The organism is Larkinella knui (assembly GCF_003858645.1).
Taxonomy (GTDB): domain Bacteria; phylum Bacteroidota; class Bacteroidia; order Cytophagales; family Spirosomataceae; genus Larkinella; species Larkinella knui.
The window spans coordinates 878,614-901,625 of the sequence record NZ_RQJP01000003.1; the positions used below are offsets into that span (position 1 = coordinate 878,614).

The window sequence follows — 23,012 nt, forward strand, 5'->3', positions numbered from 1 at the left end:
TTTTTAGAGAGAAACAGGCATTTTCAAAAAGATTTCATGAAGCATAACATTAATTTTTACTGGCTTGATTTCTTAAGAGGTAGTGCCGCACTATTGGTCTTCTTGTCCCATATTAGAGCTTTATTCTTTTTAGACTATCATCACGTAGATCACACTATAATCTCTGCTTTTTTTTATTTCATTACTGGTTTTGGTCATTCATCCGTAATCGTATTTTTCGTCTTAAGTGGTTTCTTTATAATCGGGAGTATTGACAACGCGGCTTCTAAAAACAAATGGTCTTTTACAACTTATAGTATTGACCGATTAGTAAGGTTATGGATTGTTCTACTTCCGGCGCTTCTATTGACCGCACTGTTAGACAACATAGGTCTGAAATTGTATCCAGACTCATTGGCTTATTTAGGAGAAATCGATAGTTTAAGAGACATAAATCCAATTGGAAGGTCTACCATAGTCGTTTTTCTGGCAAACGTTTTCTTTTTGCAGAATGTACTGGTTCCGACATTCGGGTCTAACGCTCCGTTATGGAGTTTATCCTGTGAATTTTGGTATTATTTCCTATTTCCTTTTCTGTATTTCGCTTTATTCAAAAAAGAGAATGTGGTAGCAAAAATAGCCCTAATTACAATCCCTGTGCTACTATTACTGCTTTTAGGTAATAAGATCGCCGGTTATTTCACAATATGGTTAATGGGGGGCATAACCTTCTTTATTTATAAATATAAGAATATCCCCATTTTTAATACTTCTTTTTTTGCAGCATTTTCATCTCTACTATTCTTGGTAATTTTTTCATGCATTCGTTTCGATAAATATCCGTTTTTATTTAATAACTACTCTTTAGGAGCAACAAGTATTTTATTAATGATAGCCCTTATAAATAGCAAAATGAAATTTCCTTATCTAATAAAGTTCTCCAAATTCATTTCCAACATATCTTATTCATTATATTTAATTCACTTGCCCCTATCAATAGTATTGGTAAGCGCGTTAAGTCATGAAAGACATGATTTCAATGCCATATCTATCATGACATTTTTAGCACTTTGTGCATTAATAGTAACATTTTCCTATTGCTTTTGGCATCTTTTTGAAAAACAAACATCGGCTATTAAAATCTGGGTTAAATCAAAACTACTACCGAGTATTGCAACAGAAAGTTAAATGTATAATCTCAGATTCTACCAATTCAGTTAACAAAATCAATTCAAGGTTCATAACTCAACGCAAACTATTGAAATTCAGCACAATGATTAATGAGTTATCAACCCTCATCACCTGCGTAGCATGTGTGGCATTGCAGGCATCGTAAGCGCATCTGTCGCGTCGTCAGTCGACCTCCGATCGACCATCCGTCACCGGGGGCCGGACGGGGAAGGTATTTTTAACGCACCGGGTATTCAACTGGCCCATACGCGTCTGGCAATCCTGGATCTGTCGCCGAACGGAAAACAGCCGATGCAAACCGCCGATGGCCGCTATGTCATCATTTTTAACGGCGAAATCTACAACCACCACGATCTTCGCGCTACCCTGACCGACCGGTATGTTTTTCGGTCGACGTCGGATACCGAAACCCTCCTGTACGGTTTTGCCGCGTACGGAACGGCGGTTTTCAAAAAGCTGAACGGTATTTTTGCCTGTGCCATTTTCGACACCGTCACGCGCGAATTGGTGCTGGTTCGGGATCAGTTTGGGGTAAAACCGCTGTATTATTACCAAAAAGACGGGTTGCTGCTCTTTAGTTCCGAACTAAAAACCATTGCCGCCTATCCCGGTGTCGACAAAAGTATCGACTATCCGGCGCTCGTCAACTACCTGCATTTTCTGTATTCGCCCGGCATGCAGACGCCCTTTCAGTACGTCAGCAAGCTGCTTCCGGGCCATTATATCCACCTGCCGATCGATGAACCGCAAGCGATCAGCATCAAACGGTATTACGATCTTCCCTTCAGAGGTACCTATTCGGAACAGTCGGAATCGCAGTTGCTGGAAGAACTCGATGAGCGGCTTTTTACGGCGGTGAAACGGCAGTTGCAGTCGGACGTTCCCCTGGCATTTTTTCTGTCCGGCGGGCTTGATTCGAGCCTGATCATGGCGATGGCAAAGCGGGCACACCCGCAGGAACGACTGACCGGCTACACCATCCGAACCGCTTTCCGGCACGGAAAATTTGAAGGGTTCGAAAATGATCTTCCCTATGCGCGGCAGGTGGCAGCCCATCTGAATATCGATCTGGTGGAAGTGGATGCGGACGTGGATATTGTCCGCGATTTTGACCGCATGATTTATCACCTCGATGAGCCTCAGGCCGATACCGCCCCGTTTAATGTCCTGAATATCTGTCGGGAAGCTCGCAAAAACGGGCATACGGTTTTACTGGGCGGAACGGCGGGCGACGATGTTTTTTCGGGCTACCGACGCCATCAGGCATTAACGATGGAGCCGTTTCTGAACAAAATACCGCCTGTGGTGGGCCGCTTGCTGAACCGAACGATCAACCTCGGCGCCAACGATGCCCCGCTGCTGCGCCGGCTTCGAAAATTAACGGCCGGTATGGGCCAGCCGCAACAGGAGCGAATGGCCGATTATTTTGCCCGGCTCCCTATTGCCACCAACCACAAGCTGTTTGAACGCACGATTGGGCACACCTTGCACGATCATCAGCCCCGCCACCAGTTATTAACCGCCCTCGAACGGATTCCGAACGAAAAAAGCCTGCTCAATCAATTGCTGTTCTGGGAGTTATCTTACTTTTTACCGGACCACAATTTGAATTATACGGATAAAATGAGCATGGCCGTCGGTGTCGAAACCCGCGTGCCTTTTCTGGATACGGAGCTGGTTGAATTCAGTACAAAATTACCGCCATCGCTGAAGATGCACGGGCGAACAACGAAATATTTACTCCGAAAAGTAGCGGAGCGGTATTTGCCATCGGCGGTCATTTATCGCCCGAAAACCGGCTTCGGAACGCCCCTGCGCGACTGGCTGCGGTCCGGGCAGCTCAATGAAATGCTCAAGTGCTACCTCTCCGAAGAGAGCCTGCGGCAACGCGGCATTTTTGATCCGGTTGCGGTGCATCAATTAATTCGGGACAATCAAAACGGGAAACTCGATGCGACGTATTCGATCTGGGGCTTGATGGCGATCGAGTCGTGGTTTCGACAATTTGTAGATTCCGGCCATTCTACTCTATGAAACAACTTATTCTGCACCTTAAAACCGGAAATACGTTGCTGGAAGACGTACCCGCCCCGCAGGTTCGGCGCGGACAGGTACTTATTCAGACGCGAAAAACGCTGGTTTCGCTCGGCACCGAGCGCATGCTGGTGGAATTTAGCCGGGGAAGCCTGATTTCCAAAGCCCGCCAGCAGCCCGACCGCGTGAAACAGGTTCTGGAGAAAATCCGGACCGATGGCCTGATTCCGACGCTGGAAACGGTTTTCAATAAACTGGATCAACCGTTGCCACTGGGCTATTGCAACGTCGGACAGGTCGTGGCCGTGGGTGAAGGCGTTACCGATCTGGCTATTGGCGACCGGGTTGCCTCCAACGGGCATCATGCCGAGGTGGTTTGTGTGCCCCGAAACCTGGTGGCGCGGGTTCCCGATGGCGTCAGCGACGACGAAGCCGTTTTTACTGTGATTGGTTCCATTGGGTTGCAGGGCGTCCGGTTACTGAATCCGACGCTGGGCGAAACCGTCGTCGTAGTCGGGCTGGGATTGATCGGTTTACTCACGGTGGAACTGCTCCGGTTGAATGGTTGCCGGGTAATTGGGCTGGATGTGGACGAAAGGAAACTGGAACTGGCCCGAAATCGGGGCGTTATCGCGCTCAATCCGGCGGGTGGAACGGATCCGGTAAAAGCCGTACTGGCGCTCACTCAAGGCGTTGGCGCGGACGGTGTTGTCATTACAGCATCAGCCAAAAGCGATGAGTTGATCTCGCAGGCCGCCCGCATGAGTCGCAAACGCGGCCGCATTGTGCTGGTGGGCGTCATCGGCCTGAATCTGAGCCGGGCCGAATTCTACGAGAAAGAGCTAACATTCCAGGTGTCCTGTTCCTATGGACCAGGGCGTTATGATGAATCCTATGAACAGCAGGGCTCTGATTATCCCTTACCGTTCGTTCGCTGGACACAAAACCGGAATTTTCAAACGATTCTGCAACTCCTGGAATCGGGTCAGCTGAACGTCAAACCGCTGATCACCGAAGTGGTACCACTCGGGAATTTTGAACGGATTTACAACACCATTTCTCATTCGGCTTCGATTGCTTCCCTGCTGAGTTACCCCGAACAACTGAATCTAAAACCGGTGGTTCAACTGCGTGAAGGCCGTTATGAAGGAGTCAGCAAGCCCGTTATCGGGTTGATCGGTGCCGGAAATTTCACCAGCGCCGTCCTGTTACCCGCCCTGAAAGAAACCGGTGTTCAGCTAAAAACCATTGCCAGCGCCAACGGGCTGAACGGGACGTTATTAGCAAAAAAATATGGTATTGCACTCAGTACCACCGATTACCGGGAAGTATTGACGGATCCGGATATTAATCTGGTGGTCATCACCACGCGCCACCAGCAGCACGCCCGGATGACTCGGGAAGCCTTGCTGGCGGGCAAACACGTTTTTGTCGAAAAGCCGCTGGCTATTTACGAAGATGAACTGGAACAACTGGTGGAGATTCATCAGCAAACCGAAAAAACGGTTCTGGTGGGCTTCAACCGCCGGTTTTCGCCCCACGCTCAGAAAATGAAAACGTTGCTGGGTGGAGCAGCTTCGGGCGATGTACCGATGAACATCATCGCCACGATGAATGCGGGTTTCATTCCGGCCAATTCCTGGGTTCACGACCGGGCTGTGGGGGGCGGGCGAATTCCGGGAGAAGCCTGTCACTACGTCGATCTGATTACGTTTCTGACCGGCAGCCGCGTGGTGGCGGTTTGCATGAATGCCATGGGCCGGCAACCGGCCGAAACGGGCGATTCGGCCTCCCTCCTGCTGCGCTATGAAAACGGTTCGACCGGCGTCATCAATTATTTTGCCAACGGGAGCAAAGCCTACGCGAAGGAGCGATTTGAGGTGTATTCGCAGGAACGAACGCTGGTTCTGGACAACTTCCGAACACTGAAAGGCTACGGTTTCAAAGGGTTTTCCGATTGGTCGACGCGCCAGGACAAGGGCCATAAAGCCCAGTTTCAACGGCTGGTGGAGCAGGTTCGCACCGGTGGAGAGCCACTCATCCCGTTCGAGGAACTGGTGAATACAACCCGTACGCTGCTGGCCGCTTTGCAAAGCCTCAAAACTAGGCGCTGGGTCGATGTAGCCGCTGGAATAGACGTTACGCCATTGACTGTTCACGCTCCTACCGTATGAAAAGCTGGCGACTCTATTGGGACACAGTCCGGCACTTGAAAGCCCAACAGCTTATTTATCAGGCCATCAACCGGCTGCGGCCCCAACCGTCTTTGCCGGTTGATACCCCGCCGGTGGCGACCAGCTGGCTAGAATTTACCGCGCCCGATAAACCGCAGAGCCTCGATGGCCAGACGTTCACGTTTCTCAATCAGCCGGTCTCATTTTCCACCGGGGTGGACTGGAATTACGCCCAAAATGGCAAGCTGTGGCAATACAACCTCAACTACTTCGATTTTCTGAACCAACCTGGTTTTGCGATTGACCAGGGCGTTGGTCTGATTCATGATTTTATGCGTAAAACGGCAACCTTGAAGGGTGGGCTGGAGCCTTATCCGACGTCGCTGCGAATCATCAACTGGGTCCGGTTTCTATCCTACTACCAATTGCGGTTACCAGACATCGACTCACATCTCCGGGCGCAAGTCAGGCTGTTGCAAAACCGGCTGGAATACCATCTGCTGGGTAATCATCTGCTGGAAAACGGATTTGCGTTGCTGATTGGATCCCTGTATTTTCAAGATCGTGACCTCTACCAAAACGCCATTCTCCTGGTCAGGCAGGAACTAAATGAGCAATTATTTGCGGATGGAGGACATTACGAACGCAGTCCGATGTACCACCAGATTCTTCTGGACCGGCTGCTCGATACCTGTCGTGCGCTCCGGAAAGACACCTGGCACCGTGATCACGACGCCGATACTTTTCTGGAGCGCATGGCCCGGCGGATGCTGGGCTGGCTACACACCATGACTTTTTCGAACGGTGAGATTCCCTTGATGAATGATGCTGCCGAAGGAATTGCACCCACGACATGCCAGCTCATGGCCAAAGCCGAATCCATCGGAATTAAACCGGACACCATCACTTTATCAGACAGCAGATTTCGTCAATTTCAAACGCCGAATTACGAAGTCGTGGCGACAGTCGGATCCATTGGACCCGCCTATCAGCCCGGGCATGCCCACGCCGATACGTTTACGTTCGTGCTCCACGTACACGGTCGACCGGTGATCGTGGATACCGGTACGTCTTCGTACGAAACGAATGCCCGGCGACAATGGGAACGCAGCACTACGGCCCACAACACCGTTCAGATCGCCGAAACCGACTCGTCGGAAGTTTGGGGCAGTTTTCGGGTGGGTAGGCGGGCCCGGGTTACCCTGCTTGACGACGCTCCCGACCACTTGCGGGCGCAACACGACGGTTATCGGCAGCTGAATATTCAGCATGAACGTCAATGGGTTACGTCCCCCGATCAACTTTTAATCGTCGATTCCATCCGGGGAGAGCAAACCGCCGTAGCCCGGTTTCATCTGGCACCCGGAATGCAACCGCTGGCCATCAAACGGAACCGGATTCTGTTTGTCTGGGGAAAAATAGAATGGCAAAACGCGTTGGCGATCAGCCAGAAAGCGGTTCAGGTTGCCCGTCAATTTAACCAGCTTCTGCCGACGCTGGTGATCGAAGTTCAGTTTAGAAAAACGTTACGGACGATAATTACCTGTGCGGAATGAAAATTGTCTATTTCTACCAATATTTCTCAACGCCAAAGGGTTCCTGGGGAACCCGCGTGTACGATTTTGCCAAAGAATGGACTGAAAAAGGTCATTCGGTTACCGTTGTCACCAGCATTTACGCCAAGTCGGATCTGAAAGCCAGCCGCTGGACGGAAGAACAGACCATTGACGGTATTCGGGTCAAGATTCTAAACCTGCAAATCGACAATAAACAGTCGACACTCCGGCGAATCTGGACGTTTTTGTGCTTTGCCGTCTGGTCGAGCTGGTACGCGCTAACCTTACCCGCCGACGTGGTGGTGGCTTCTTCCGGGCCCATTACCGTGGGCATTCCGGGGTTGGTCGCCCGGTATCTGCGGGGGCGGAAACTGGTGTTTGAAGCCCGGGATTTGTGGCCCGACACGGCCATTCTTATGGGAGCGTTGCCGAATCAATACGCCCAGAAACTCGCTTACTGGTTTGAACGCCAGTGCTACCGGTCGGCCCATTTGATCGTTGGCCTGTCACCGGGCATTCAGCAAAACATTGCCCGGCGCTACGGTTTCAAACACAGCATTTCCGTACCCAATGCCACCAATCTGGATTTATTCGGCACGCCCATAGCGGATGTTCAGCTACCTGATTCTTTGTCTGGCAAAAAGGTTGTTATTTACACAGGAAATATCGGAGCCGTCAACAATTCGACGCTCCTGTATGAAACCGCAAAAGCCCTGCGCCACCGGCCCGACATCGCCGTAGTGCTCATTGGCGACGGGCAATTGAAGCAGGAATTGGCGAGCCGACAGCGGCAGGACGCGCTGCCAAATTTCTTTTTATACGACTTGATGCCTAAAAATGAACTGGTTGCCTATGTTCAACGGGCCTGGTTAGCCATTGTGCCGTTGAAACGCGCACCGCTGCTGGACACCTCGTCGCCCAACAAACTGATGGAAGCCCTAGCCGCCGGAATTCCCGTTATCCAAACGACGGACGGCTGGATAAAACACTTCCTGGATGAACACCAGTGCGGTTTTACGTTCAGTTCGGATGAGCCCGCTGCTCTCGCGGATCTGCTCATCAAACTGGCCGACGACGCCCATTGGCGTCCCGCCATGAGCCAACGGGCGTCGGCCGTAGCCCGACGGTTATTCGATAAGAACCAATTAGCGACCGACTATTTAACGGCTTTATCCAATGTCTGCCAATCCAAGCGTTTATCCACCGACGGCGTTACTGACCGGGCCCAATGGATTTCTGGGTAAGTATCTGGCGCAGGGTTTGACGGAAACCGGATACCGGGTTTTAGGGCTGGGTCGAACGGCAGGCGATGTGATCTGTGATCTGGCCAGTCAATCCCCCGATCTGTCCGGCAAATCGATTGATCTGGTGGTTCACGCGGCCGGAAAAGCGCATACGGTACCGCGCAACGAGCAGGAATCACAGGCTTTTTTTAGGATCAACCGGGACGGAACACTCCGCTTGCTTGAGGCCCTTGACCAGTTGAAAACCCTACCGAGTTCTTTCGTGCTGATCAGTACCGTGGCGGTTTATGGGTGCGAAACGGGAGAAAATATCACCGAAGAAGTAGCTTTGCTGGGCAAATCGCCTTATGCCGAAAGTAAGATCCAGGCCGAGCAGCTGGTGCAACACTGGTGCCAGGAACGGGGCATTCGCTGCCTCATTTTGCGGTTACCATTGATCGTCGGTGCCAATGCACCCGGTAATTTAGGAAAGCTGGTTCGGGCCATCCGGCGCGGACGTTACGTTCATATCGGTTCCGGCTCGGCCCGCCGGAGCATGGTGCTGGCCGAAGATGTGGCCCGGCTTATTCCGGGAGCGGCCCAACTCGGGGGCATTTATAACCTGACCGACGGTATTCATCCGTCGGTGCGGGAATTAGGCGACGCCATTGCCCAACAAACCGGCAACCGGCCCATTCCAACCATTCCGTTCGGCCTGGCCCGGTTACTGGCCCGGCTGGGAGACGGCCTTACTTTCCTGATTGGACGGCGGTTTCCGTTTGATTCGATTGCTTTGACCAAAATAACGGGTTCGCTGACTTTTTCGGACCAGCGGGCCCGGCAAGAACTGGGGTGGCGTCCGCAGCCTGTTAGTGGATTTAATCAGTACTCATGAATCAAAAGCGACAACGGATTTTACACATCAGCACGGCTCATCCCCCCTACGACCCGCGCATTATGTATAAATATTTGCCCGTTCTAGCTGCCCACTACGACGTCTATTGCGCGGTTCCAAAAGCCGACCCAACGGTTTTACCAACGGTGCACTTCATTAAACTACCTTATTTCAAACACGTTGTCCTGCGGTTTTTAATTACCTGTCCGCTCATACTCTGGAAAACGTATTTCCTCCGCCCGGCCTTGCTGCACATCTATTCGCCTGAATTTCTGCCTTTTGCGTATTTGTACCGGCTGTTGGGCACGTCCGTCATTTACGAAGTTCAGGAGAATCTGCATAAAAAAATTCATTTAAAACGGCACAACCGGGGCTGGTTGCTGGCAGGCGCGTTTCAGATTTTTGACCAACTGGCCCGTCGGCATTTTTCCTTGGTATTTACCGAACATGGCTACCTGACCACCTACACGAATCTCTCTAAACCGCATGCCGTTATTTATAATTATCCCTTGTTGTCGTTTCTCGATCCGTTCCGGCAATCCTACCGCCGGACGTGCGATCCGGTCGAATTTTTCTACATTGGCTGGCTGAGTTTTGAGCGCTCCATTGTTACCTTACTGGACGGTCTGGCACTCTTAAAGTCATCTCATCCGGATTTCAAGGTGCATCTTTTCGGCCATCGTTCCTTCACCGACCAGGATCTGGAAGCACTGCCGGCCTACCATCTCATCAAAGACAATCTCATTTTTTACGGCTATACCGACCAGGCCAAAGCGTTTAGTTTTGCGGCAAAATCGGTGGCGGGCTTGGCCTTATTGAAGCCGATTGGAGATTATCCGGAATCGTATACCACCAAAATGTTTGAATACATGGGCCTTGGCCTGCCCGTTATCACGGCCAATTTTCCACTGTATCGCGCTGTTGTAGAAGACAATCAATGCGGTTTCTGCATCGATCCCGCCGATCCGGCTGCTCTGGCAGCCCATTTGCGGTATTTGATCGACCATCCGCTGGAGGCCGAACAGATGGGTAAACGCGGACGGAAAGCCGCCGAAACCACTTACAACTGGGCGAGCGAACAACCTAAATTGCTGAATCTATACCAATTACTCCTTTCTCCGTCTGCATCATGAACTGGATTATGTATGGTAGTGTAGCCCTTTTGTTGCTCAGTGCCGAAGTGTTGTATCTGCGTTTGGCAACCCACTACCGCATTGTCGACACACCAAACCACCGCAGTTCTCACAGTGCCCTGACGGTTCGGGGGGGCGGTATTATTTTCTGGCTGGCTGCATTTTTCGCCTTTGTGGCCACTGACTTCGCAGCGCCGATCTTTTTTGCGGGGCTGACACTGGTGGCTTTCATCAGTTTTCTGGACGACATTTCGTCCATTTCCAACCGCTTCCGGTTCTTCGTTCAGTTGGTAAGCCTGGGGCTGCTGTTCCTGCAAAGCGGTCTGTGGCCGGAGCTAAACTGGTGGTTGATCCCGGGACTGATTTTTGCCTGCGGAGTATTGAACGCGTATAATTTCATGGATGGAATCAATGGAATTACGGTTTTTTACAGTTTCGTAACCGTAGCTACTCTTCTGATTATCAACCACTTCATTATTCCATTTACCGAACCAACTTTGTTGCTGTTCTCGGTCATTGGGCTGATTATTTTTGCGTTCTTCAACGCCCGTCGGAACGCTTTGTGTTTTGCGGGTGATGTTGGCAGCGTGTCGATGGCGTTTATCGTGATTTCCCTGCTCATCGGACTCATGCACGAGACTGGTTCGGTCACGTATCTACTGCTGCTGACGGTGTATGGCATCGATAGTGTCATGACCATTTTGTACCGGCTGTGGCTGGGCGAAAACATATTCCGCGCGCACAAACTACACTTGTTTCAATTGCTGGTGCATCAGTTAAAATGGTCGCATTTGCGAGTTGCCGGCCTTTATGCCCTGTTGCAATCCCTGATCAATGGGTATGTGATCTGGCTGGTTCAATGGGATGGGCTCACCCAGTTGTATGGTAGTAGTGCCCTGCTAGCGGTTTTGGTGCTGGTCTACAGTATCATTAAAAGCCGGTTGCTCAGTCGAAAAAATCAGATTATACCCGCGTATCCGGTTTGAGTCAGCTCCGGTAAGATCGCCGGATAGGTTTCAGTTTTTTGTTGACCGTATTTCAAATGAAACTAAAAAAATATTTCATACTGGTGTTTATAAGTCTGCTGGGTGGTTGTGCGGATCGCAGTTTCTGGGTTGATGATGTCAGTGAAAAGCAGACATTTATCGTAAAGAAATCCTCCCCTATTCCCATGATCGATCCGCTGGTAAAAGTGTATGTAAAAGGGTATCTGGACGGAAAAGCCCTGGTTTACATTCCGAATGGACCCGGTATTATTGACGACTTCTATACGATCAAACTCAATAAAGGCTATATCAAAAAAGGGCTTTCCAGAGCGTTTACCTACCAGCAATTTTCGATTGTTTATCAACCGATTACGGCCAAGTCGGGCCATTTAGAGATCGATGTCGATGCTCCATAAAGCCAAACTACGGTAAATTTCGAGGGCTGGTATTCGCGGCACACGAGCGACCGTTGTCCGGATTTCAGGGATGGGAAACATCCCAGGTTTTTCGCAGACTGATTTGAAAACCGGTGCTGTTCGGAAACAGCTTGCCGTGGTCACTGGCCACCGAAACGGTTGGCTGCATTCCATACCTGAAGGGTGGGAAACCCAGCGTCAAGATGGATGAAAACTGATGGATGACGTTCGGAAACGGGCGCCCGTATATACCCAGATTCTGACTCATTGAGCATTTGAGTTGAAAGCTATACTGCTGATGCCAGCGACCCGACAGCCCCAGGTGAAATACCTTGACGCGGTTGTTATTGGTAAATAAGTAATTCGTAATCGTCTGCGAACGCGGCAAATCCGAACGGGTATCGTCGGTTGGCGGGATAAAAGGGGTTCCGATGGTTCGTCCCAGATACGACCAGCCATCGAGATATTGGGTGTGGTTGAAGTAATTATCGGCCCCGCGTTCTTTGTCGAGGTCGCCAAATGTAGCTCCACCCTGGCTCTCCGTATTCAGGAATTCCACTACGGCGGTATGAATCTGAAATTGCCGGGCCGCCGGGCGGTTATTCCGGAATCGAATGCCATTCAACCCATCGGCAATATTGGTGAGGTAAAATAAGGAACCGTCATCGTAAATATTTTGACGATACACCAGCAGGGAAAACCGCTTCACGTTGATTTCAAATCCGACATCGAGCGTTCCGAGGTGATTGCCGACGCGGTTTCCCCGATCGGCTTTGCTGAATAGGGTGGTATCGATGTTATCGCCACGCGCGGCCAGAGAGGTACCCAGGATGGCATTGAGGTAATTACTGAAACCGGTCGGGAATCGCCCGTTTTTGATCTGATTTTCATTGGTAACGACATCGCTCCGACCCGCCCATTGCACCTGGTGATTAAAACCGGCGTAAAATCTGACCGGCCAGCTGGCTTTCCCCAGCCGTCCATACAAGGCTTTTTGATGCAGATACGAATGGGTTACCACGCCCCGGTTGCCAAACCAGCCGTGGGCATACAGACCCCGAAAGGAAAGAATGCCTTTTGTGAAGCCAATTGGCGTATAGTCTGCCAGCGAAATCTGGATTTTAGGCATCGGCATGGCATTTCCCGACCAGATGTAAGGACCCGTTCCCAGCGTTGAATCCGCCAGACCGATCACTTCCCTGCGACGGCCCACCATCAGTTCCAGCCCCCAAAGCCGACCTTTCACGTAGGCTTCCGGTAGTAAAAATGCCGATTTTCGACTTCCATTGGCAACGACTTCAAGGCCATAGCCCCAGCCGGTTAGTTTCCGGTTATTTTTTATTAAATCGACCGGTTTAGTAATGTCATACAGGTAGTTGGCGGTTATTCCGCCCCGGATGGCGCCAAATGGCGAAGCCGTCGGGACGGTTCCGGATTGATTGGTGCGCAGCCAGAATGGCGTTTGTTTGGCGGTACTGGCCGAGAGGGCGGTTTCGGCAAAAATGCGAAGTTCTCTTTTTTCCAGATCGACGCGTTCTATTTCGGCGGTTTGCGTCCGGTGTGTCGAATCGGCTACGTATGTTTGGGCATGAGACGGTAAACGGGCGATGACCAGACCGATGAGCGTCAGCAGGAAAGTTGTTCGGTATGCGCAAATCAGGTCAATCATGGCTCGTTGAATTACTCCCTCACCGGTTTAATAGAACCCGCCCCTGCCAGTGTCGCCCATCACCCCGTTCGAACCGAAATACGTACAAACCATTCGGCAAGGTGACGCCACCCTGATCGGTACCATCCCAGTAAAATCCATTTTCTCCGATTCGGAGTGGTTGCCGGAGTGTTCGAACCAGCTGCCCGTTGAGGTTGCGAATCAACAACTGCCCGTCGCCCGGCGACTCCTTTCCGGTGATGGTAAGCTGAAACCGGGTGTAGGCCCAAAAGGGGTTCGGTACGGGCCGGACGGCCGACAAGCTATCGTCGTTTTTGACCCGAAACGTAATTTCATACGGACTACTTCCGGCTTTGTTTCCACTAACATCCGTAGCCTGAACTCGCAACGTATATAGGCCATCCGCCAGACTTTTCGGTAGATAGTTGATTGTAAACCGGTTGTCGGCCGTGGCAGGTATCCAGCTTACGTCGGAATTGCCCAATACGATGCGCTCGAAACCGCATTTCTCGCAGGGTTTTCGTAGCAACAGATCAATCCCGACCGTATCCCGGCGAATGCGGTACACGTCTTCGTCCTGCACGACCAGCCGAATGGTTGGGTTGGGTGACACCAGCGAACCGTTGGCAATCCGGGTGCCGTCAAACGTAACATCCAGCAATGGATTGAAAAGATCGGGCGGGAAACGCTGGCTGGAATCGGGCAGAACGAGTGTATAGGAATCATTGGTTTTTGCAACCGTAAAAACCAGCAGGTTATTGGTTTCGTCCAGTTCACTCACCTGATCATCGCCATCCAGAACCAGCTCGTGCCGGGTTGGCCCAGTGGCATCCAGTTCAGGCCGAAAGCTGTAGAAAACCGTATCCCGAAAGGCCACCGCCGGTCGCACAACAGTTTTATACGCCCGGATTTGGCCGTCGGCCAGCCGCTTCCGAACCGTCAAACTCAGGCGCTCCCGCTGGTCGAAGCGTCCGGCGTTGACCACTACAACCCGCAAACGGACGGAATCGGCGGCATTATCGGTTCGCGAAATACCGGAAGCCTGAATCTGGAAATCGGCTTTGGGCAACGGAAAAAGCCGGAGTGCCGGGTCGCCCTGCAAAACCATCTGGTTGGCATTGCCAATTTGCAAAGGATCTTTTGTGGCAGCCAGCACCCGCCGGGTGGTTTCCTGATGAACAACGCCGATCGGTTTTGAAAAGTAGGTGCTATCCGTAAACAGCGTTTTATAAAATTGCAACGTGAACGTATTCAGCGGAGTGGTAAACCCTTCGAAACAATGCGCCAGAATGGCAATAGCTCCCCGATTGGGCGTCAACACCCAGTTGGTACTCAGCACGTTACCTCCATAAAAAATATTTCCGAGTCCGCAGCCATTGAAAAACATCAGTGGGTAGCGGCCTTTATTGCGGTAGCCGTACACCGGATCGGAGACGTAGCCAATGTCGAGATCGGCGACGGTTGGCGACGAGTGACCAAAAAAAGTGATCATCGAAAGGCCGTTGTTGACCTTGTCGCTGATGTCGATGCGCTCGACGGGTTCATCGGTCGTTTTCGAGCGCGTTGTTACCTCCGACCCCAAATACTGCTGCTGAACGAGTGTTTTTGCCTCGTTCAAAATCGCTTTAAAACCGGTCAGTTCCGACGGCGAACGTCCCCCGCTCAGGTGCAGAATTTCCTTGCGCCAGGGCACGTTGGCTGCGTTGTTTTCAAATTCTTTCACCTTGTTTCCGTAATCCAACACCTCCTGCGGAAAAAGGGTATTGAGCCGTCCGGTGGGCAGGGCGGGCACATTTTCCGGAAAACCAGCCAGCCCCGCCGTCAATAAAACGTCGGAACCGGGCACATTGCCGATGGTCGGAACCAGATCCAGCGAATACTGAGCGGGATTTTTCCGGAAAGGAAAGTAGACGGACGAGCGACCGATTAGAAACAGAAATTTGTTGCTGCCGCCCGTCAGCATGTAGTCGGCAAACCGGCGGGTAGCCAGCGGAGTGCGTTCGCCAAAGCTAAACTGGTTGAACAACTCTTTCATGGTAACGACCAGCGTATCATACTGCCCGCCCTTGACCGACGCCCGGTATGCCGCAAAAGCCCGAACCGGATCGGCCACCTGACCGGCCGGTTTCATGAGGAGTTCGTGCGAAACGATGAGGTAATTTGCTTGGGCCGGATCGAATTTCCGGAAAACGACACGCTCCAAACGGGCGGGTGTCACCACATCGGTCGTGATCAGAATGAGACGCGAAGTGGTCGTATTCGGCACCATCAGCCGACGGGTTGCCCCTTCCTGCGTACCGGCCAGCAGCCGGGCCGCGCCGGGTTCGGTAATGTCATAAAAGCGCGTAGCTGGCGGAACATCGGGGATTTCGAGGTAAGACCGACCGCCGGGTGTTGGCAAAAGTCGCAGGATTTGCTGCGCACCGTTTTTCAACGTGATCGTTTGCGGGTAGCGAATGCGAACGTAACTCACGGAATAGCGATCGAATTCTCCCGGGCCGCGCGAAACGGTATTCAGCGTAAGTTCGGCTGGCTGCTCCTCGTTTTTAACGGAAAAGTCGGCGGATTGCAATTGGGCCAAAAACCGCATGGGCCGAAATCCGTTAAATTTCAGATTCCCTAACGACCGGTTTGCGGCCCCGACCGTGACGTCGACCTGGTGGATATTGGCATCTCTGCCCGTGAGCAGAAGTTCAATTTCCGGCTTTTCGAATGCGGTATTGACCCACCCGGGCAGTTTAAATCGTTGGGTATAGGGTTCGTTTTTCTGCTGCATGGGGCCGGTCCACCCCTCCCCTTCTTCAAAATAAACTTCATACTGGGTAACGAAAGGCGTTGGACCGGTTGCCGGATTGGTCGACATTTCGCCGTTCAGAACGAGCAACTGTTCGGCCATGTGGTACGACTCCGGCGATGCGCCATCCGGTTTAAGCTCCGACACAACCGCCACCCGTTTACCGGCTTTTCCGTCGGTGCGCCAGGTCAAAAAATAAGCAGCCGTATCGGAATACATGCTGTAATAGGGATGTGGCTGCGAGTTCATGGGTCGATACAGCAGTGTGTCCTGCAACCCATCATTTCCCTCGCCCACAAACTCCAGATAATCTGCGGCATCCAGCTTCCTGTCCGACTCGCCGGCAACGAGAATGGCCTGTTCGACACCACGTCGAAAAAGCTGGAACGTCGTGGGATCAACCGACGCAACGGGAATACCGGCTTTTTGCAGGTCAGCCGTAGTCAGCCGGTACACCGCTCTCGCCGTCACCGGAATCCGGTAATAGGTTTGGCCGTACGTAATCCATTCATTTCCAAAGCGAATGCCCTGTGCCTGAAGGCTACAACTACTGAGCAATACGAGTAAGCCAACGATCTGTTTTCTCATGAAAGTGCCTGAAAAATAAGGCCTTGATTTCGCCAGCCGGTGACTGAAATCCACACCAATGCTTAATTCAACACAGATTCTTTGTCTGGTAAAAGCACCGGACGATACGGTTCGGAAATATAATCCAGCCTGGAATAGAGATCGCTCGCCAGAGCCAGGACAATGCAGTCCGGCGAAAAATCATACAGGAGTCTCCAGTCCGAAGGGATTAAATGAAGCGCCTGGTTCGGATTATTCAAGTGATAAAAGGCATCACAGCCAGCGGATTGAACGAAAACCGTTACGGTCCCGGTCAGGCAAAAGAGAATACTATGGTTGTTTTGATGGCGGTGCTGGCCCCGTAACTGGCCCGGAGGAACTTTATAAATCAGGTACGATCGTTGAAATGACAGACCGGTTAATTTTTCCAGCTCAGTGATTTGATCTTTTACCGATTTTAAGGTGTATAACGTTGCCATGCCGAAACCGTTTTCATCAATGATTAGCTACAGTTTCCCTACTGAAAAAAGTTTAAAATCGGGAAAAGCCACTGTAGCCAGTACGGTTACAAATCAATTGATTGATTCGAACTAATGCTGTAGAAAATCATCCATTTCAGGAAGTCCGGGCGTGGGAGGCTTTGTGGCAGGAGCCGATGGCGGAAAGCGAATGGGGGTTCAAAATACGTTTTTTTCTACAAAGCCCCGCGGGCATTCTTCTTACGTTTGGAAGGTTTTTCCCGACTGCAAACAAGCTATGTGTACCCAAAAATGGAGCATAAACAGATTTCTCCACCAGGCACGATGACGTACTTACCGCTTTTTTGGGAAACCGGCAGCTCATCGGTGGGCGCAAAGCCTTTTTTGGGGCAATCTACCGGAATTGGCTTTGGCTGGAATCATCCGCTCTGGTTTTCTCTTCTGACGGCTTTGTTTGCAGGCTTACTGGTCTGGTTTGTCATTAAAAAGAAATACCGCCATCAGCAGCGGCAAAAACCGGCTGTTAATCCGGAAGCCGAAGCGCGCATTTTACAGCAGCAGAAATTAATTCTGGAGTTGCAGCTTCACAATGATCAATTAAAAATCTCCAAAGAAAATCTACATCTGTCTATTTCTGAAAAGGACCGTTTTATATCCATTTTAATACACGATTTACGCTCACCACTACGCTATTTATACAAGAATACGGCGTATTTATTTCGAAACTGGAAACGCGATTCACACGCCGAACTGGACGATCTGATTACTGAAATAAATAATTCAACCCAACAGATCCACTTTTTAACGGAAGAAATGACGTATTGGATTGCAGCCCAGGACCATACCTACAGGATCCGGCTAAAAGAGTATTCATTGCTGGCTATTGCCAATGAATTGGAAGATTTATACATAGAAAATATTCTTCAGCAGGGCAATACATTGCAACTCGATATACCAGTCCTGATGAAAATCAATACGGATAAGGTAGTGTTGAAAACCATCCTGCGGAATTTGCTCGATACTGCCAATAAGAATACAGACGACGGTATTATTATCATTCAGGCCCGCCAGGCTTATCAGAAAGTTATCATTACGGTGTTAAATAACGGTGTTGGCGTTTCGCCCACTTTATTGCAGGATATAAACCACTATTTCAGCACATCAGAAGCCATGCCGGGGCTCAATACGCAGTTTGGTCATGAAATAATCCGGGATTTCGCCCGCTTACTGAAGGCGACCGTTCTGTATGAAACCCCCGAAAATGGAGGATTAAGCGTTTCACTAACCCTTCCCCATTGATCATCCCCGCCAGGGAGCCTCCTTCGTCATTCTAGCCGAAGCTGCCGGGCAAAGATCGTGGTCATCCGGCTTTTTATAGTATGTTTGGCTTCCTGATCCCTTTCTGAATAATGGCCGTCACCTTTCCCGGCCCGATGAGTCACGTAAAAACGCCTGATTTTCAAACTCATAGGATATTGTGATAAAATTCAGATGAAAGACCGGATCCATCTTCGGGAATGGGTCGATCAATACCGCACTTTTCAACAACAGATGAAACGCACTTCAATTTTCACCTGCCGACAACGCAGATATAGCCTGATTTGGCTTATTTCCTTCGGGTTCTACAGTTGTGAGTTGCGTACAACCAGCGATACGGACCATCATGCACGGGTAGATAGTCTAATTAACCGGGCGACTTTTTTGAAATTTTCGGAGGGAGTCGAGCGTTCGCAAGCCTTTCTTGATTCAGCCTATGCCCGGTTTCCCGAAGCGGGCGTCATGGATACCTACCGCAAGTATGACTTTCTGAGAGGAAATTATGCTGACCCTAATTTTAAAATGGATTATGGTAAGGCAGTGGCTTATGTCGACAGTCTTTTTTTGCTTCTCGAAGCCAATAATGGTAAAATAAACTATCCCAAAGAATACGCTCGTGCCCGTCTTCTGCGTGGCGATAACTTACATTACCTAAAACAATATGACGAAGCCTACAGTCAGTACTTTCAGGGGAAAGTGCTCATCGAATCGACACTCGACACGTGCCAAAGCAGCCAATACACCAGCCGGATTGCCGGAATGAATTATCAGGAAAAAAATTACAGGAAAGCCGCCACGTATTATAAACAGGCTTACCGCGAAGTGATGACGTGTACCGGCCCCAACGATTTTGATAATTTGTTTGTAAGCCCTCAGGGCTACTTAAGTAATATTGGATTGAGCTATTCGAACCTGGAAATGCCGGATAGTGCGCTGTATTACTACGAAAAAGCGTTGCATTTTATTCGGCAGAATGAACATAAATTCCCGAATCAACAAGATTTTATGGCCATGGCCAGAGCCGTAATTTATGGAAATCAGGCGGTTATTTACCTGAAACGAAAGGACTTTCCGCACGCGGAATTTTTGCTCAAGGAAAGCATTCGCATCAATCGTCAAAAGGGGTACTACAACCGGGATGCCCAGTTTTCTCAGGCCAAGCTTTGCGAAGTTTATCTGGTTAGTAATCGACTGGAAATGGCCCGACTGGAACTCCTTTCCCTGAAAGCTTCGCTGGATACCTTACCTCACCCGGAAGCGTCTTTGCGATGGAACAACCTGCAATGGCAATATTTTGAGAAAGTACACCAGATTAGCCAGGCATACCACTATCTCAAAAATTATCTGGTGCTGAGAGATTCTTCCGATCACCATAAGGCAATTTTTGAGGACATGGATCAGGCCCTGCGGAATCTGGGAAGTCAGCATGAAATTGAGTTATTGAGTAAAAAAGATGAAGTGAATCGTCTTTATCTGATCGGGACCATTGCGGTTCTGCTGCTGTCACTCATTATCGTTTTTTTGATCTGGCAGAGTTGGAAACGTACCCGCAAAAATCTCCTGAAATCAGCGGAGTTAAATCAGCGGATCATCGGACGGAACACGCAACTGCAAACGACACTAACGGAGCTGGAACGAAGTCAGCAGGAAAATAACCGTCTTTTGCAGATCGTTGCCCATGATCTACGCACGCCGATTGGTGCGATCAGTATGGCGGTTGACCTGTTGATCGAAGGGCAGTTTAAGGCCCACAAGCCCCGGGATTTTCTTGAAATCATCAAATCCTCTTCCGCCAACTCCCTCATCCTCATCGACAACCTCATGCACGCCAACACCTCGGTGACTAAAAAAGAAATGGTAGAGTTACAGGGGTTTCTGTCGTCCTGCGTGGATATGTTGAGATTAAGAGCCCAGGAAAAGAAGCAGGAGATTGACCTCAGAACAGAAGTCGTTTCAGTTTTTTTGGACCGCCAGAAAATGTGGCGGGTTATCAGCAACCTTATTACGAATGCCATCAAGTTCAGCCCACCCGACTCTACGATTTCGGTTCGGATGAAAAAAAATGTTCATACCGTTTCAATAACCATCAAGGATCAGGGTATTGGTATCCCGGTCCAACTGAAAGACAAAGTTTTCGATTTGTATACGGATGCGAAACGGGCAGGAACGGCAGGCGAAAAACCGTTCGGCATGGGCCTTTCCATTTCGCGACAAATTGTAGAAGCCCACCAGGGCAAGCTTTGGTTTGAAAGTGATGTAAGTCAGGGAACAACTTTTTATATTGAACTCCCGGTGCAGTAAGCATCCTGGCCGATTTCTCTTTTTCCCAATTCTGCCAGTATACTAAAAAAGCCCACAAAGAGTCTTCATAGGCTTTCTAATTATTGCGAGATGTAAAGGGTTTAGTCTAGCGCGAAAGAGTCATCGAACGGGTAAATTTCCGTCCGTCGCTCAGTCGAATGCTGTAGAAATAGGTTCCCGTCGGCAAGTCCTTGTTATGGTCCCGGCCTTCCCAGTCATTTTGATAATCTTTTGATTCGTAAATAACCGTGCCATTGCGATCGAATATGGTTACCTCTGCGACCAGTTTGCCTAAATTCACGATGGTAAATTTATCGTTGGTACCGTCACCATTCGGCGAGAACCCTTCCGGAATTCTGACTTCACCAGTCGCTTCCGGGTTTGAACCGGAGCAGACGCTGGCAATCGATTTGATCGTCAGGTTTTCAAATACACCACTGGCTTTGGTGATGTAAGTATCATAGTCAAATTCAGCCGTGTTTTTCTTCAGCACTACCTCACTCAGCCCGGTAACGGGAAACGCCTTGTCATCATTCCAGACCAGAACCGTTCCGGCTTTTTCATCCGGATTCAGCAAATCGAACTGCAGCGTTGCAATCGGAAGCCAGGTGTTGGTTACCGCCGTAGCGTTGTGCTCCGAACCACTATAAATAATATTCAATGAAACGATGCCGCTGGCATTGCGCTCGGCGGAGCCATTCAATGACAAAGGATTGTAATTCAGGCTGGCGTTTTCGCCCTGGCTGGTAAAATTCTGCTGATCGACAATGACGGGAGCTTTAATCAGATGAGCGTCGTATAAAAAGCGAAAATTCGCGTTGCCCATCAAAAATGAACTGCCTTCATCGTGTGCCTTTACTTCTACTGCTACCAGCAGTTTTTGATGAGCACAATCGGCTTTTTTAAGCAGCAACCTCACATCGAACTTACCATTTTGGGCTTTAGCCAGAAGCGACGAACAGACTGCAAAGAGAAAGAAAACCCGTTTCATATGCATTGATTTTACGTAGAATAGAATTCAAACTTCAGATTCGGATCACGAAAGGTCCAGCGGTTTCTGCCGCTGGACCTTTTAGCGCATCAGTGAGGAACTTTAGAATAGCGTCCGTTATTTTTCTTCCACAACACGCTGTCGACAAAGTTGACGTCGGCATCCATATTGAAGTCACCATAACGATACTGATCAAAAATACCGCTCTCGTCTTTCCACAACTTGGGAAATCGGCCGGAGCGTTGGTATGCCAGACAATGGCAAAGCAGTTGTTTTGAATCAACTGCGTATTGACGATATCGAACTGGATGGTCGAAACGGTAATCCAGTCGGTGCCGACGGATGCCGCCCCCGTACCCGAACCGCCGTAGATGGTATTGAGCGAAACGGTTCCTTTGGTGGCTCCGAAGGTGCTGCCGTTCAGATTCTGGACCCCATACCGGACGTCACTGGCCGGGGCCTGACTGGAAAAGTTTTCCTGCGTCAGAATAACGGGGTTGTTGATGATTCGGGGATCATAATCGAACCGGTAATTGGCATCGCCCATCAGGAAAATCCCCGGAGCATTGCTGGCCTTAACCTGCACATTGATAACGGCTTTGCCGGTAGTACAGTCGATGGTTTTGACCAAAAATCGGACGTCGAATTTTCCATTCTGGGCGAAAGATGCGCTCACAAAAAACAGAAAAAGACCCGCAAGGAGGTAGATTTTTTTTTTCATATTCATCAACAACTAACTTCTACAAGTGCTATGACCCAAGTAATCTGTTATTATTTACATCATCAAAAACCGGCTCCAATAGCCTTTCTGGCCATTTTGCGGATTACATTTGTTAATGTAGACTTCCTATTCAATAAAAAGTCACACTAATTAATTTTGTGTGTACAAAATAGTATTCAAGTATACTTTGCCGGTGATTCGTTATCCGCACGTCAGCATTTGGCGTTCAACAGCGAACCCGGAATGACGGATCCGGCACCGCGCACCCTGAACACGGCCGACCGTCACAGGCGGGCAGAACCGCATATCAATTCAAGGCAACCGTTTCCGGCGAAATCCCTTCCGTTTATCAATCGGACCACCTTACCTCGTATTTAGGAGTCAGTTTTAAAGGACTATCTATCCATAAATAAGAAAAGAGCATGGGACGTGGCGGGAATTTCACCAAAAAAGACAGCCTGAAATCGGTCAAAGAAGCCTTACAGCAATTTCTGGAACGGGGATTCGACTGGATCGCCTGGTTTATCATCACCTTGATTATCCTGTTCAGCCTGGTTTTTTTTTAGCGCCACAGCCGTATGCCGTC

The 23,012-nt window shown here is 50.0% G+C and carries 17 protein-coding genes; 12 read left to right on the forward strand and 5 right to left on the reverse strand.

The window, feature by feature from the left end; translation table 11 throughout:
- Positions 1–36: 36 nt before the first annotated feature.
- From EHT87_RS17635 to EHT87_RS17675, 9 genes are all read left to right on the forward strand, one after another.
- Complete coding sequence (locus EHT87_RS17635) at positions 37–1,167, forward strand: acyltransferase family protein (RefSeq protein ID WP_124907961.1); 1,131 nt, start codon at positions 37–39, stop codon at positions 1,165–1,167.
- A 123-nt stretch (positions 1,168–1,290) separates the two neighbouring features.
- On the forward strand, positions 1,291–3,204 hold the full coding sequence (gene asnB / locus EHT87_RS17640; protein ID WP_124907962.1) for an asparagine synthase (glutamine-hydrolyzing): 1,914 nt from the start codon (positions 1,291–1,293) through the stop codon (positions 3,202–3,204).
- Positions 3,201–5,378: a bi-domain-containing oxidoreductase gene (locus tag EHT87_RS17645; RefSeq protein ID WP_124907963.1), complete on the forward strand. Its 2,178-nt coding sequence runs from the start codon at positions 3,201–3,203 to the stop codon at positions 5,376–5,378. The genes asnB and EHT87_RS17645 overlap by 4 nt, the downstream gene beginning before the upstream one ends.
- The gene (locus tag EHT87_RS17650; RefSeq protein ID WP_124907964.1) at positions 5,375–6,934 is read left to right on the forward strand and encodes an alginate lyase family protein; all 1,560 of its coding nucleotides are present in this window, start codon (positions 5,375–5,377) and stop codon (positions 6,932–6,934) included. Before EHT87_RS17645 ends, EHT87_RS17650 begins: the two co-directional genes overlap by 4 nt.
- Positions 6,931–8,178, forward strand: coding sequence for a glycosyltransferase family 4 protein (locus tag EHT87_RS17655; protein ID WP_124907965.1), 1,248 nt, complete (start codon positions 6,931–6,933; stop codon positions 8,176–8,178). The genes EHT87_RS17650 and EHT87_RS17655 overlap by 4 nt, the downstream gene beginning before the upstream one ends.
- Entirely contained in the window at positions 8,111–9,052 is a 942-nt protein-coding gene (locus tag EHT87_RS17660; RefSeq protein ID WP_124907966.1) for an NAD-dependent epimerase/dehydratase family protein, read from the forward strand. Before EHT87_RS17655 ends, EHT87_RS17660 begins: the two co-directional genes overlap by 68 nt.
- Positions 9,049–10,185: a glycosyltransferase gene (locus tag EHT87_RS17665; protein WP_124907967.1), complete on the forward strand. Its 1,137-nt coding sequence runs from the start codon at positions 9,049–9,051 to the stop codon at positions 10,183–10,185. Before EHT87_RS17660 ends, EHT87_RS17665 begins: the two co-directional genes overlap by 4 nt.
- The gene (locus EHT87_RS17670; protein WP_124907968.1) at positions 10,182–11,171 is read left to right on the forward strand and encodes an MraY family glycosyltransferase; all 990 of its coding nucleotides are present in this window, start codon (positions 10,182–10,184) and stop codon (positions 11,169–11,171) included. Before EHT87_RS17665 ends, EHT87_RS17670 begins: the two co-directional genes overlap by 4 nt.
- 56 nt (positions 11,172–11,227) lie before the next feature.
- Positions 11,228–11,587 (forward strand): hypothetical protein, encoded by a 360-nt coding sequence (locus EHT87_RS17675; RefSeq protein WP_124907969.1) that lies wholly within the window; start codon positions 11,228–11,230, stop codon positions 11,585–11,587.
- Positions 11,588–11,651: 64 nt separating this feature from the next.
- On the opposite strand, the gene EHT87_RS17680 is transcribed toward EHT87_RS17675, so the two are convergent.
- The 3 genes from EHT87_RS17680 to EHT87_RS17690 form a co-directional block, all read right to left on the reverse strand.
- Positions 11,652–13,256, reverse strand: coding sequence for a capsule assembly Wzi family protein (locus EHT87_RS17680; protein ID WP_124907970.1), 1,605 nt, complete (start codon positions 13,254–13,256; stop codon positions 11,652–11,654).
- Between the two features lie 19 nt (positions 13,257–13,275).
- Positions 13,276–16,638, reverse strand: a complete 3,363-nt coding sequence (gene porU2 / locus EHT87_RS17685; RefSeq protein ID WP_124907971.1) for a putative type IX secretion system sortase PorU2 — start codon at positions 16,636–16,638, stop codon at positions 13,276–13,278.
- A 62-nt stretch (positions 16,639–16,700) separates the two neighbouring features.
- The gene (locus tag EHT87_RS17690; RefSeq protein WP_124907972.1) at positions 16,701–17,096 is read right to left on the reverse strand and encodes a sugar 3,4-ketoisomerase; all 396 of its coding nucleotides are present in this window, start codon (positions 17,094–17,096) and stop codon (positions 16,701–16,703) included.
- Positions 17,097–17,387: 291 nt separating this feature from the next.
- Here EHT87_RS17690 and EHT87_RS17695 point away from each other — a divergent pair, with 291 nt between their 5' ends.
- Both EHT87_RS17695 and EHT87_RS17700 read left to right on the forward strand, forming a co-directional pair.
- The gene (locus EHT87_RS17695; RefSeq protein WP_124907973.1) at positions 17,388–18,395 is read left to right on the forward strand and encodes a sensor histidine kinase; all 1,008 of its coding nucleotides are present in this window, start codon (positions 17,388–17,390) and stop codon (positions 18,393–18,395) included.
- A gap of 402 nt (positions 18,396–18,797) precedes the next feature.
- Positions 18,798–20,714 (forward strand): tetratricopeptide repeat-containing sensor histidine kinase, encoded by a 1,917-nt coding sequence (locus tag EHT87_RS17700; protein WP_185716268.1) that lies wholly within the window; start codon positions 18,798–18,800, stop codon positions 20,712–20,714.
- 106 nt (positions 20,715–20,820) lie between these two features.
- Here EHT87_RS17700 and EHT87_RS17705 read toward each other — a convergent pair whose 3' ends face one another.
- Positions 20,821–21,705, reverse strand: coding sequence for a T9SS type B sorting domain-containing protein (locus EHT87_RS17705; protein ID WP_185716269.1), 885 nt, complete (start codon positions 21,703–21,705; stop codon positions 20,821–20,823).
- Between the two features lie 34 nt (positions 21,706–21,739).
- Positions 21,740–22,426, reverse strand: a complete 687-nt coding sequence (locus tag EHT87_RS17710; protein ID WP_124907976.1) for a hypothetical protein — start codon at positions 22,424–22,426, stop codon at positions 21,740–21,742.
- A gap of 422 nt (positions 22,427–22,848) precedes the next feature.
- On the opposite strand from EHT87_RS17710, the gene EHT87_RS31360 reads away from it, so the two are divergent.
- The gene (locus EHT87_RS31360; protein ID WP_185716270.1) at positions 22,849–22,992 is read left to right on the forward strand and encodes a hypothetical protein; all 144 of its coding nucleotides are present in this window, start codon (positions 22,849–22,851) and stop codon (positions 22,990–22,992) included.
- Positions 22,993–23,012 lie beyond the last annotated feature (20 nt).

Excerpts from the sequence above, each read along its gene's own strand:
- EHT87_RS17710 (WP_124907976.1), bottom strand. The coding sequence starts at position 22,426 with ATGAAAAAAAAAATCTACCTCCTTGCGGGTCTTTTTCTGTTTTTTGTG.
- EHT87_RS17650 (WP_124907964.1), top strand. The coding sequence starts at position 5,375 with ATGAAAAGCTGGCGACTCTATTGGGACACAGTCCGGCACTTGAAAGCC.
- porU2 (WP_124907971.1), bottom strand. The coding sequence starts at position 16,638 with ATGAGAAAACAGATCGTTGGCTTACTCGTATTGCTCAGTAGTTGTAGC.
- EHT87_RS17675 (WP_124907969.1), top strand. The coding sequence starts at position 11,228 with ATGAAACTAAAAAAATATTTCATACTGGTGTTTATAAGTCTGCTGGGT.
- EHT87_RS17665 (WP_124907967.1), top strand. The coding sequence starts at position 9,049 with ATGAATCAAAAGCGACAACGGATTTTACACATCAGCACGGCTCATCCC.
- EHT87_RS17660 (WP_124907966.1), top strand. The coding sequence starts at position 8,111 with ATGTCTGCCAATCCAAGCGTTTATCCACCGACGGCGTTACTGACCGGG.
- EHT87_RS17670 (WP_124907968.1), top strand. The coding sequence starts at position 10,182 with ATGAACTGGATTATGTATGGTAGTGTAGCCCTTTTGTTGCTCAGTGCC.
- EHT87_RS17635 (WP_124907961.1), top strand. The coding sequence starts at position 37 with ATGAAGCATAACATTAATTTTTACTGGCTTGATTTCTTAAGAGGTAGT.
- EHT87_RS31360 (WP_185716270.1), top strand. The coding sequence starts at position 22,849 with ATGGGACGTGGCGGGAATTTCACCAAAAAAGACAGCCTGAAATCGGTC.
- EHT87_RS17690 (WP_124907972.1), bottom strand. The coding sequence starts at position 17,096 with ATGGCAACGTTATACACCTTAAAATCGGTAAAAGATCAAATCACTGAG.
- asnB (WP_124907962.1), top strand. The coding sequence starts at position 1,291 with ATGTGTGGCATTGCAGGCATCGTAAGCGCATCTGTCGCGTCGTCAGTC.
- EHT87_RS17695 (WP_124907973.1), top strand. The coding sequence starts at position 17,388 with ATGGAGCATAAACAGATTTCTCCACCAGGCACGATGACGTACTTACCG.
- EHT87_RS17645 (WP_124907963.1), top strand. The coding sequence starts at position 3,201 with ATGAAACAACTTATTCTGCACCTTAAAACCGGAAATACGTTGCTGGAA.
- EHT87_RS17680 (WP_124907970.1), bottom strand. The coding sequence starts at position 13,256 with ATGATTGACCTGATTTGCGCATACCGAACAACTTTCCTGCTGACGCTC.
- EHT87_RS17655 (WP_124907965.1), top strand. The coding sequence starts at position 6,931 with ATGAAAATTGTCTATTTCTACCAATATTTCTCAACGCCAAAGGGTTCC.
- EHT87_RS17705 (WP_185716269.1), bottom strand. The coding sequence starts at position 21,705 with ATGAAACGGGTTTTCTTTCTCTTTGCAGTCTGTTCGTCGCTTCTGGCT.